The 12,416-nt window shown below is 49.4% G+C and carries 6 protein-coding genes and 1 pseudogene; all 7 read left to right on the forward strand.

Annotated elements, in window-relative coordinates; translation table 11 throughout:
* Nucleotides 1–110 precede the first annotated feature (110 nt).
* Nucleotides 111–275 (forward strand): annotated as a pseudogene (locus GX117_05420) (hypothetical protein).
* Nucleotides 276–287: 12 nt separating this feature from the next.
* Nucleotides 288–938, forward strand: a complete 651-nt coding sequence (locus GX117_05425; protein ID NLO32784.1) for a hypothetical protein — start codon at nucleotides 288–290, stop codon at nucleotides 936–938.
* Nucleotides 939–979: 41 nt separating this feature from the next.
* Nucleotides 980–2,773: a hypothetical protein gene (locus tag GX117_05430; GenBank protein NLO32785.1), complete on the forward strand. Its 1,794-nt coding sequence runs from the start codon at nucleotides 980–982 to the stop codon at nucleotides 2,771–2,773.
* A 217-nt stretch (nucleotides 2,774–2,990) separates the two neighbouring features.
* Nucleotides 2,991–3,212, forward strand: a complete 222-nt coding sequence (locus GX117_05435; GenBank protein NLO32786.1) for a zinc ribbon domain-containing protein — start codon at nucleotides 2,991–2,993, stop codon at nucleotides 3,210–3,212.
* 34 nt (nucleotides 3,213–3,246) lie between these two features.
* Nucleotides 3,247–3,624: a hypothetical protein gene (locus tag GX117_05440; protein ID NLO32787.1), complete on the forward strand. Its 378-nt coding sequence runs from the start codon at nucleotides 3,247–3,249 to the stop codon at nucleotides 3,622–3,624.
* A 348-nt stretch (nucleotides 3,625–3,972) separates the two neighbouring features.
* On the forward strand, nucleotides 3,973–7,632 hold the full coding sequence (locus tag GX117_05445; protein NLO32788.1) for a hypothetical protein: 3,660 nt from the start codon (nucleotides 3,973–3,975) through the stop codon (nucleotides 7,630–7,632).
* 119 nt (nucleotides 7,633–7,751) lie between these two features.
* On the forward strand, nucleotides 7,752–12,206 hold the full coding sequence (locus tag GX117_05450) for a DUF5011 domain-containing protein (GenBank protein ID NLO32789.1): 4,455 nt from the start codon (nucleotides 7,752–7,754) through the stop codon (nucleotides 12,204–12,206).
* Nucleotides 12,207–12,416 lie beyond the last annotated feature (210 nt).

Below are 12,416 nucleotides of genomic sequence, written 5' to 3' on the forward strand. Positions count from 1 at the left end.
GCATATCGGATTGATAGACCCCCATGCCTTAAAAACTCAGGCCCGAAGGGCGTAAAAAAGTTGAACGGAGCACAGATTGCTCCCTAAATAGTTACAGGAACTGTCTCAATATCGTTGTCAGACTCCGTGCCGGTGGTTTTATCGCACAGAATTTTGGGCCCACGATTAATGATTGTTTCTCTACCGCCTCGGTTGCAGGCACTGAAGAAGTCGGAGGGCTCATTGGGACAAATGACGGTTCGATTAATGACTGCTACGCTACAGGTTCAGTCACGGGCTCAATTTCTGTGGGCGGTCTTATAGGCACCCATCAAGGAAATACAGTAAACCGCTGCTATGCCACCGGTGACGTGCGTGGCATCGAGACGGACGCCTTTTCCTATTCAGCCGATGTCGGCGGTCTTATCGGCACAAAAGAATTGTTTGACAATGAAGTCATTGACTGTTACGCTTCCGGAAATGTAACAAGTAATAGTAATGGTTATAGCTTTGGCGGTCTTGTCGGGGCAAACCGTAAAGGCGATATACGGCGGTGTTACGCTGTAGGATCCGTCGCCTGCACTAGGTACGGCGGCGGTCTTGCCGGTTCCTTCTCTGGCGGAAGCATGAACAGTTGTTTTGCCACGGGAACGGTGGTCACGGAGGAGTATGATGCAGGTGGGCTTATCGGCTATAACGGTGGGATAATCACAGACTGTTACGCGTGGGCTTCGGTAAAGGGGGATGAGTTCGTGGGGGGACTTATTGGAGAAAACGATGAAGCAAGCCTAAACCGTTGTTATGCTATAGGTAAGGTTGAGGGCGATAAAAATGTGGGCGGACTCATTGGCGCGAATGTTATAAGCGGTGTAAACCGGAGTTTTTGGGATACAAATACGACTGAGCAAGAAACCAGCGCCGCGGGGTCGGAGAGGATACTGCCGCTCTGCAAAGCATAGTCACCTACCGAGATGCCGGTTGGGATCAAGGCGGATGGATCATGCGGGAAGGAAGCTACCCCCGTTTGCCTTGGGAAGACGGACTCGAGGAATGGCCGCCCATTCCAGCCTTTGATCCGAGTACGCTGTCTATACCCGGAAGCGGCACGGAAGAAGATCCTTACCAAATCAATTCACCGGAGCATTTTTTCTACTTAAGTAAATACGCAATTTTTACGACCGCTCATTTGCTGCTAACGGCGGATTTGGATCTTGAGGATCAAAGATTTTATGCCTTGGGAGAAGGTGACGGATTTCGTGGCGTATTTGACGGCGGGGGACATGTCCTCCGCAACGGAACTATTCTTATCGCTGACAGCGCTAATGCCGGATTGTTTTCTGTACTCGGTGAAGGTGGTGTTATTCGAAACTTGGGCGTCGAAAATCTGGCGGTATTGGGAAGCTCTATCGTAGGCGGCCTTGTCGCCAAAAACGATAAGGGCACGATTAGCAATTGCTATACGACAGGCAGCGTTACAGGCGAAGGCGACGAAAACACCTGTGTCGGCGCATTGGTGGGCTGGAATATCGAAGGGGATATTACGGACTCTTATGCCACAGGTAAGGTTTCGAGCACCGGTATGGCGGGCGGATTGGTGGGATCCAATGCAGACGGCATCCTGCGTGATTGTTATGCCGCTGGTGATGTAACCGGACAAAAAACTTATGCCGGGGGACTGGCCGGGTTTAGCACAAGTGCCGGGACCGTCAGCAATTGTCACGCGTCGGGTGTAGTTCGCGGTGAAAGGTATGCAGGCGGACTTTTAGGGGGCAACACCGGTCCCGTCACCGACTGTTACGCCACCGGCGGCGCCATCGGCACTTGGGGGGTAGGTGGATTGATAGGCGGGAATGGCGGTAGCGGTACGGTGCTAGATTGTTATGCTATCGGCACTATTTATGGCGGCGATAACGTTGGCGGGCTTATTGGAGAAAACTATGGCGATGTGAGCAGCTGCTATTTTTCAGGTAAGGTGGGGGGCAGTGATTTTACGGGCGGACTCATCGGTTCGAATGAAGACGGTGACATCAGCAATTGCTACGCCACGGGCTTGGTCTACGGCTATTTTTATCCGGCCGGTCTGGTCGGCTTTAATAGTGGCGGCACAATCTACAGCTGCCTGTCTACGGCTGAAGTACGCGTTCTGGAAGCTTTTGGCGGTGCCCTTGTCGCGCTCAATGGCGGTGGTGGAACGATTACGGACAGCTATTGGGATATGGATCGGGCAGTGTGGCCTTTCAGCGAAGGCGGTGAACCGCGTTCAACGGAAGAGCTGACCTATCCTTACGCAGAGGACGTTTACGCGGACTGGGATTTTACAAACCTATGGCATCATGATGAGGACGGAACCAAAAACGATGGCTACCCTTATCTTCAGACCGTAGCGCCTATACTATGGCAAGGGGAGGAAGAGCCTGCAGAAGGTGAGCCTAGTCATGAAGGCGAGGGCGGTGTTGAGGGTGAGCCTAGTCATGAAGGCGAGGGCGGTGTTGAGGGTGAGCCTAGCCATGAAGGCGAGGGCGGCGTTGAGGGTGAGCCTAGTCATGAAGGCGAGGGCGGTGTTGAGGGTGAGCCGAGCCATGAAGGCGAAGGCGGCGTTGAGGGTGAGCCTAGCCATGAAGGCGAGGGCGGTGTTGAGGGTGAAGGTGAAAGTCCCGACGAAAGCTGCGGTTGTTGTAAATCTTCCGACGAAAAGATGGGTTGGCCTACATTAATACAGAAAGGTTTAGGGGACTGGCTCCTTATTGGCGTGAGTCTCTTGGGCTTGGGAATCATAACCCGCGCCTCCCATTAATCTAAAAACTATTGCGTGCATAACGAGACCCTTTCCATTGCGAGCGGGTCTCGTTTTTTTCTTAGATGCACGACCGAGCGCTGTTGGTGGGATCTGTGTAAAAAACGGCGGCAGCGCCGCAGCACTGTTATTGAATCGTGTATTCATGATAAAATAACGTATATGCGTAGGTCTTGGCTTTATGAGTCGAAGGACTGAAAAATAAGGAGATTTTATTATGCCGCTGTTTGCATATCGATGTTTGGATTGTGACGCGCACACGGAAGTGTTGGTGCGTAATGATGAGACGGTAGTCTGCCCTGAATGTGGTTCCGAACGTATGGAACGCCAATTGAGCCGTTTTGCCGCTGTGAGCAGCAGCGCGTCAAGTGAGGGTAGCTGTACCGACTGTTCCGTTTCGCAAAGCTGCGGATGTCCGCTTCAAGGTGGATGCAATTAAAACCATTCACGGATAAAGGCGAGATGAATTTTTCATGACCTCTAAAGGGCAACAGAATTACTATACACCGTCGCCGGGCGGGCGCTTTATGATGGCGATGTCGGCGGCACAACGGCGGCGCCCCATAAGTTTTTACCTCCTTGTGCTGATCCCGGTCGTATTGATTTTGGGGGTTTATCCCCTGAACAGTGCCGCATCGCCCCGGTCTTTTCTCTTTTATTGCTCCCTCATTCTGTTTTTCCTATGGCTGGTCAGTGCCTTGGCAATCAATGATTTCATCGCTCTTTTCCGTAAACACCGTTGTGAGCAGCGCCAAGCGTATCGTGATACCTTGGGTGATCCTGATTTTGTGGATTTGTTGGGTAACCGCGTACGAAGCCGTTTAAAGGATAGCTATAAACCCAAAGCTTGAGTCCGGAGAAAAAGTGTGTTCTAGCGCGTCGACAGATAGCGAAGTGTGTTGGAGAATCCGAAGGAAGCGCGCTGTTTTCAATCCGTACATAAGCAAAATTTTTGTTGACAAATTTGTCTAACATTATGTATAGTATGAGTTCTAGCATAAAATGTGGGTAGTTGTAAATAAATAACCTGTCGTTTAAAAGCAATTTTGCAACAGTGACGACCGCCTATAGCTGTGCGGATATGCGTCGACGGTTAATTGAGAGTAGTGGAAAAAAAGGATGATACAAGGGAAGTCCGAATGCAGCCGGTCTATGAGGCTTGCACGGTTTGTTCCTGTAGTCAAGTATGGAGGTTGTCCATGGGCCGTTATACACTGATCCAAGTCTTGTCGCTAATGATGACTGTGGTGGTGCTCCTGTTTAGTTCCGGATGTCCCGTCTCACCGCCTTCCTACAAACTTACGGTTCAAATAGAACCGGATTATAGCGCGGGGAAGGTGGAAGTCACGCCGTTGAAAGCCAACTACAGCTTGGGCGAGCAGGTTAAAGTAGAAGCCTTTGCCTATCCCGGCTATCGCTTCTTGCGCTGGAGAGGTGACTATCTGGGAGATGACGCCCGCGTGAATTTGTATATTCAATCCAATACAAATCTCGTCGCTGAATTTCGAAAAGTATACGATTACGAAGGGGAAACCGAGGGCGAGTATGAAGGGGAACTGCCGGAATTTATCATTGCGACACGAAAGATCGAAGCAAATAACGTGAGCCTTGAAGTGAAGCCTTTGGAAGGCACCGGCGTATGGGGCGTAAGAGAATATATTCCGCTTGGGTTAACAGTATCCAATCTTGTCGGCCCTTCTGCCGCATGGGATCGAGGACCGCGCGAGGTTACTTTTTGGAGCACCGATCTCACACCTGTCGTTGTCAGTTATAGCCTATCCGGACCTGATGGGATCTACACCATTACCGGTGAGCAAGGATATGACGGCGACAGCTTTGACACGCCCGGCGACTCGAAGCTTGTAATCGGAGACGTAACAGAAGAAGGTGAGGGTGAAGAGCCGGTAGAAGGCGAAGAACCTGCCGAGGGCGAAGAGCCGGTAGAAGGCGAAGAGCCTGTTGAAGGCGAAGATCCGGTAGAGGGTGAAGAACCCGTTGAAGGCGAAGAACCCGTTGAAGGTGAAGAGCCTGTTGAAGGCGAAGATCCGGTAGAGGGCGAAGAACCTGTTGAAGGCGAAGAGCCGGTTGAAGGCGAAGAGCCTACCGAAGGCGAAGAACCGGTTGAAGGCGAAGAGCCGGTAGAAGGTGAAGAACCCGTTGAGGGTGAAGAACCGGTAGAAGGTGAAGAACCCGTTGAAGGTGAAGGGCCTGTTGAAGGCGAAGAACCCGGTGTTGGTGATGCTTTGATTGCCTACATCTATGAAAACGACGACTGCTATTCTATTACTCCGACTATTGAACAACCTTCCATGACGGCAACAGCCTATATTATCGAAGAGATGCGCTCTCAATGCTGGAATCCGGACGACGCGGTCTATGACGGTACGGACTGGGTGCACTCCGTTGTTATTATCAATCCCCGCAACCGAGTTACGAATACAGCGTTGTTATTCATTGATGGCGGCAGCCGTAACTCGGCTATTACGGTTGAGCAATCCTTAGTGGCCATTGCCGCGGCAGCGGGAGCGCCTGTGGTACATATCAAAAATGTACCCAGCCAACCGATGACATTTTGGGACGAAGTAATCCCTAACAAAGAAGAAGACAACAGCTCCGGTTCTGATTTCGTCTTGCGCAATCGTTCCGAAGATGCGGCGATTGCCTACAGTTATGATAAATATCTCGAAGATTATCGTAACGATGAGGAAGCGTCGCAGCCCTGGCCGCTTCTCTTCCCCATGGTCAAAGCTGCTGTACGCGCCATGGATACAGCAGAATTCCTGCTTGCCGGGGAAGGTCCTCCTATAAAGGATTTTGTGGTGGCAGGCGCTTCAAAACGCGGATGGACTACGTGGCTTACCGGTGCGGTGGATCCCCGGGTAAAAGCGGTGGCGCCCATCGTCATTAATGTGTTGAACATGGAGAAGAACCTACTGCACCATCGCAAAGCCTACGGCTATTGGTCGCCTGCTATCTATGATTATGCGCAGAAAGGAATTTTTGATCAGCTAATTCCCACCAGCACCACGCCGGAATTGACCCCTGAAGCGAAAGCGCTGCTCGCATTGGTGGATCCGTATAAATATGTTGAAGCAGATAAATTCCAAGGCAAATCGGTGTACATGATTAATGCCACCGGTGATGAATTCTTTGTGCCTGATTTAGGGGAAGAGGATGATTCAATTGATTTGCTGCGGAAAAAATCGCTCTGGGCCTATCCTAGCTTTAATCCCAATGTGGGGCACGGTATGGGCGGATTGGATCAGGCCGTCAATCTGACAGATCCCTATAGCCCCGGTTCCATGCTTCTGGGTTGGTTCATGGCCGTTTCCCAAGACAAAGGGCTGCCCAGGTTCACCTGGTCTTTTAATAAAGACGGCAGTATCAGCGTGGAGACCGACCCGACGAACCCGCCCAAGGAAGTGCGGCTCTGGCAGGCAACATCCCGCAACAAACGAGATTTCCGTAATCCCGTCTTAGGCAATGCTTGGTCAGTAACCAATTTGACGGGCAGAGGAAGCGAAAACAAATATACAGGCAAACCCTTGCCCCCCAAGACGGGTGACTATACCGGATTTTTTATCCAGTTAAAATATGCCAATCCTGTTCAGGCTCCGGCGGGCATGGCTCCCGAGTTGGTTTTTTCTTCTCCCGTGCGGGTATTGCCTTTGGATGAAAAGGGAGCGCCCGCCTATCCCGATTTTAGTGCGCCTGTGAACGCTACCGAAAAACGCCCTGATGCAGTGAAATTTACCAAGGACAAACTGCCCCTGATTGTTGTTCATGGTTCCCCCTATGAAATGGGCAAACAATATGGCGCCGCTTTACAAGGGCAGATTAAGGACTTTCTGAGCGCAGTTGAAGAGGATCAAATTAACGATGCAGATAAGGATGAAGACCTTTCTCTAGATTATGGAGAGATTTGGACGAGTGCACAGACCTGGATGGATCAGCGTATTCTTGACGAAATCGACGGTATCGTGGAAGGTGCAGAACTCAATAAAACAGAATCATCGTGGCTTCATTTCGCGCACGCAAAAGCCTTGTATCAACTCAACGAAGATTTTGAGAACAGCGCCTTTATCCCCTATCGGGAGATGACTGCAGGGGCAGATTTGTTCCATGTCGCCTCCTTCAATATTCCTAAGCCTAAAGAGCAGCCGCCGCTTACTTCTTCCTGGTTTGATTTTCCGTGGGATACGCCCCTGTGCATGATTCTCTACGTGCCGGAAACCGGTGTGCCTCATGTGAACTGCACCTTTGCAGGCTTAACATTAGGCTTTACCGGCGCCAATCTTGCCGGTATTACGGTGAGTCCTATTTCCACACCGGGAACTCAACCAGGTCCAACCGCATTACCCTTGATGCGCTCCCTGCTTTATGATGCCTTGAGTTTGCGTGATGCCTTGGACGGCTTACAGCTCGGCGCCGTTAACGAAGAGTTGGATGAAGCCTATCCCCCCACCAATATCAACTTTTTGATTGGGGACGGCCGCAATGAAAAACGCGCTGTTCAAGCTATATTCGGACCTGATGCAGTATTGTGCGTGAGATACGATTTTGCGCGAAGCAACTTCAATTTAAATAAACGTGGCATTGTATTGGATGCTAGCAGCGATGAAGGATTGACCGCTTTAGAATCAATCTTGAGGAGTTTTGTAAATTCACCCTTTAGATTTACGAATCTTTCGGCTATCGCTGCGGTACCGCCCATGAGTCTCGACAACACCAACTTGTTAAATATTATTTATAGCTTTACCGATACAAGTTTTAATGTGCGGATAGGCGTAGCGAAAGAGGGTCAAGCCGCATGGCAGGATCATTTCGAGCTGGCAGAAATTCAAAAATTATTACCATAACTTAATACAATGTTGACCAATTCACAATATCTAAAAAATGTAGTGGTCATGGAACAAGGACGCGTTAAATGAATAAAGTTGTATGCCAGACTATATTAGAAATAATAAGGATGGGATCCATGAAGCAATTCTCTCATACCCTAAAAATGATGTGCCTTGCAATGGGGCTGTGCCTGATCTTCGTTACCGGTGCCGTTGCTGCGGATCCAAATGTAAAAATCACGCCCCGTGAAGCAACGGGATCATCATCTTTCCCCATATGGACGCAAAATTGGGAATGCAACGTGCCTTGGGATGATCCCGGTGCCACGGCTGTCAATGTGGATACCGGTGAAGATTTGAGTCGATTGATTAAAAGCGAAATTGATGATCCGTCGAACTCCAAGGAATTCACTGTCAAATATTGGGTTGAAATAGACGGTCAAAAATTGGGCTTGGTTCAGCGCAAGGTTTCTGTGATAGACAGTCTCCCTCCTGTGATTAATCTGTTGGCAAGCCAAGAGGGGGTATCGGGGGTACAACTGCTCACGCGGGATTTTGATCCGAAATACGAAGAGCCCGAATGGGTCACAATAATGAGAAACAATCTGAAAGGCAAGGATCCTGTGTGGGATTTTCTGGTTGTGAACCCCCTATTTAATTACGTGCCCACAGGCTGGGCTGATGCCGGTGCCATGCCGTGGCGTTGTTATCATTTAAACCCCTACAAGGAAGCACTCCGTGTATTTGACGCCTGTGAAGGGGAATACACGGAGGATACACTTGATAAAAACATATTTATCGTTGTGACGCGGGTATGTGACAAGGGCGAAGAGTTTTTTGTTACCGGCGGAAGTTTATCAGATATCAATAACAAAAATCTGATTTTTTCGCTGTCTAAAGATCTTGCCTGTGACAACTATGTTGGGTATCGGTTCTACTACTTCGCGAAAGATAGCGGCAATAGAGTGAGTTTTATTTCTCGGCATGTGAGACCTGTTTCCGGAGAAGGTATTTCCTTGGCTGAACCAAAGGAGATCACCATCAGGTGCAACGGAAATCTTAACGAATTACGTATGGCGGAAAGCCGAGATACTGCAGCGTCTGTTTGTCGTGGAAATATAACGCACTTGATTCGGCGTTCCGGTGAAGTTCCCAAAGAGAATGGCTTTTATGTGCCGGGTACCTACTATCTTTACTATACGATTGAAAGCTACCAATCCTCCTTGCAGCTGCGCAAAATTATTGTGGAGGATACGCCCCCGGTCATCCATTTATTTAATCAAAAAGGTGACGAAGTAGACCAACTGTCCCCGGAAAGCCTAATTATTCTACCTTGGTGTGAGTTCCTCTCAGAAGAGGGCACGAATGATGAGGAGAAAGTGCACAACTGGGAGAAAAACTGGTGGCCGATGAAATCTTTGTATGCTCCCGAAGAACCCGAAGAGTATGGTTTCAGTGTTACCCACATTTGTGAGGACAACAGTCTCTTGAGTTCTTGGGTTGACCTTAAAGGTATCGGGATTATTCGAAACACCTTGCTGAATACGGCAGCCGCAGGAAGTGTTTATGACCACGTGGGATTATACCCACTTACCTATGAGTTGAATTATCCGTCTCATAAAATTGTTAGCAAAACGCGTTACGTACTAATCACTGAAAATCTGAGTGTTGACCTTGACTTTCTGGGTTCAGGATATACTATTGAGGACGGACAGGAACTTGTTCGAATTGAATGTGGAAGCAGCACCATTTTCAATCCGCCCGAAGTTGTGCGTGTCTGGAGCCAATGCTCAAATGCGGATTTAACAGCGGTGTATGAAACGACCATAAATGCCTTTAAATGGGAAGGCTCAAGATGGAGCCCCATGGAGTTGAAAGAAGAACCAATTAATACCAGTGAGCCAGGGCGCTATAAATTTATTTATTATGCTAAGTATAAGAGCGGTGAAGATATCCCCATTCATACCCTAAAAGTGCTTGTGGAAGACACACAAGGGCCGATCATTACCCTGAACGAGGGTGAAGAGTTTTATATTCCATGCGGCAGTGTTTTTAAGGAGCCGGGTTTTAATGCAATGGATCAATGCGACGGTGATCTGACCGGGCAAGTGCGAATAAGCGGTTATCCTGTCACGGATCGCGAGTATCGTACCTATACGGTGAAAGACAGTTCCGGTTATGAAAGTTCTGTGCGTCGTAAGATCGTGGATTTGAATCTTGAGATTACGCTCAACCGCGTTGATCAAGAAGAAGTGGATTCCCAAAATAATCCTGTTTTGATTACTGAGTGGGAGTGTAACAAGCCTTTTGTTGATCCCGGTGTTTCAGAAATCACAACATGTACCGGAGAGCCCATCCCCATGGACGGGCTGAAGGTTTCCGGTCTGCCGGCCGAAGATTATATACCGGTTACGGGGGATGAATTTCAGATTGTTTATGAAATTACTTATCAAGGACGTTATCGCAGCGTGGAGCGGCTCGTGCGCGTCGGTAATTTTGAGGGACCGGAGATTAGTCTGCAGGGAGAGGGAGTTTTATCCGAGAACGAATTGGTCGCGCCCGATGCGCCCGATCCGGAATGGTGGACTGATGCGAAACAATGGTGCAACGAATTGTATGGAGTCGATTCGGATCATCCTCAATTGCCGGAAGAATGGCGAGTGGCTGAAGCCTATGATGAGCTTTTTGACGCTGCCATGCCTTGGAATTGCCCACTCTCTAGGTCGGGTCAATTCTACGAAGAAGAACTTGGTGTCCGTGCAAGAGATGATTGTGATGCTAAAAACGTCCCGTGGAAACGCATGCTTCTTCTACTGACCGAGTACAACGCACAAGACGGAAAAGAATATTTCCGTTATGCCGGTTTCTTGGATGATTTCGAAAATAATCCGCCCGCCCATATTTTTGACCGTGATGTGCAGGAACAGGAAGCTCGTCATTTGCGCCAAGATATCTCCGGACTCACGTGGATGGGATACCGTGCCTATTATGTGGCTTGGGATCTTTATAACAATTATTCTGTTGCATCGCGATTGATTAAGCCTGAATACGTGGAATTTACCCTCAATGCCGAAGAAATCACGATTGAATGTGGGGAAGAAGATCAAGTTGATTGGGAAGACAATGTGCAAGTTCAATTCTTGTGTGAAGCGGATACAGAAGAAGCATTGCAAACTTATTATAGCCTGTGGCATTTGTTGGAAGATGGCACGTGGGAACGCGATGATTCAGGGGCGTTGAAAGAATACACGGTCGAAGAAGCCAAGGGTCAACCTGGTGAATATGCCGTCCTTTACAGCGTAGTTTCGTCTTCCGGTCTCACGGTGCCCGAACGAGATACCGAAGGCAATCTTTTGAATGTAGAAGCACTTTTGGGCTTCGATGCGCCCAATCTCTGCCGCTTCCTTGTTCAGGATACTATTGGCCCCGTTTTAACCTTGTTAGGCGATGAGGTCATGGAAGTGAACTTCGGAGAAGGTTATGAGGAACCCGGTTATGTCGCTTTCGATCAGTGTGAAGGTGACTTGACTGCAGCCGTAAAAGTTACGGGCAGAATTGACACCTTCAAGCTCGGCGAACAGCAACTTATCTATCGGGTATCGGATGGCACCGGCAACAGCACCGGAATCGCCAAGGATGCGAACGAAGTCGTCCGTACTGTGATTGTTGTTGATCCGTCGCGCCCTGAAATTACTGTGGATCCCCTTACTGTAACCGTGGAATGTAACGATGTCTATACAGATACAGGTATCACCGCCGTGGATCTCAATACGGGTACGGATATGATGGAATACCTCCAGGTTTCCGGATTGAGCGCCGCTTTAATGAGTGCCGACGGTGCGCGGCCCGGTGTGTATGAAGTTACCTATCGTCTCGCCTATCGTGAAGACCGCAATGAAGCTGTTGCAACACGTACTATTGTTGTGCGGGATAGCGTAGCGCCGGTCATTAGTTTGCGCGGCCCCGACTATATAGAGATCGATTGCGGCGCGAATTATCGGGATCTTGGTATCATGTCTGCATCGGATAGTTGCGACGGCGATCTTACCCGTTCTGTACGCCAGCAGGGCAACGCAGACAGTAGCACGCCCGGTACCTATGTCTTGAACTATCACGTTCAAGATAGCGCCGGTAATATGGGCAGTGTTTCCCGCACGGTAGTGGTTCGTCCCTGCAGTGATGAAGGCGAAGGCGAGGGAGAAGGTGAAGTTCCTGGTGAAGGCGAAGTATTCGAAGGGGAAGACACCGCTGAAGTGCGTGTGCCTGCCCTCAGCATGCTGTCCGTGGAAGAAGCCGGGGAAGTGTTGGCAAGCCGCGGGTTACACTTAGATACCATTCAGAGAATATGCGACGACGAGATTCCTGAAGGAATCGTTATCAGCCAAGATCCGGCCCCGGGAACTTTGGTGGAACGGGGTACCGATGTGGTACTGCAAGTCTCGTGCGGACCGTGCCCCCGAGGATGTGAAGGTGGATGTGACGGTGGAAATATCTTTGGTGGTTCCTCGCTGTTACTCGGCATCTTTGCGACCATTGCCCATATCATTCTGTCTATCGGCTCGGGTGTCAGTACAGGCGGCACCGGCAAATAAATAATCCTTTAAACATCTATTTAGGCGAACCTGTCCTTCTGAAAAGAGCGGCAGGTTCGCTTTTTATGGTGCCTCGGCAGCTCCTTATTGTTCCTCCATCACGGTGATTCTATGAGCGATATTCTTCTTTTTTCGAAACCCGCGATTCGAGGTAATAGAGTATGAACGTTGCCGATACAATGATGGCGCCGGCAAGAAGCAACATTACAA

It is taken from the genome of Candidatus Hydrogenedentota bacterium (assembly GCA_012523015.1).
Lineage (GTDB): Bacteria > Hydrogenedentota > Hydrogenedentia > Hydrogenedentales > CAITNO01 > JAAYBJ01.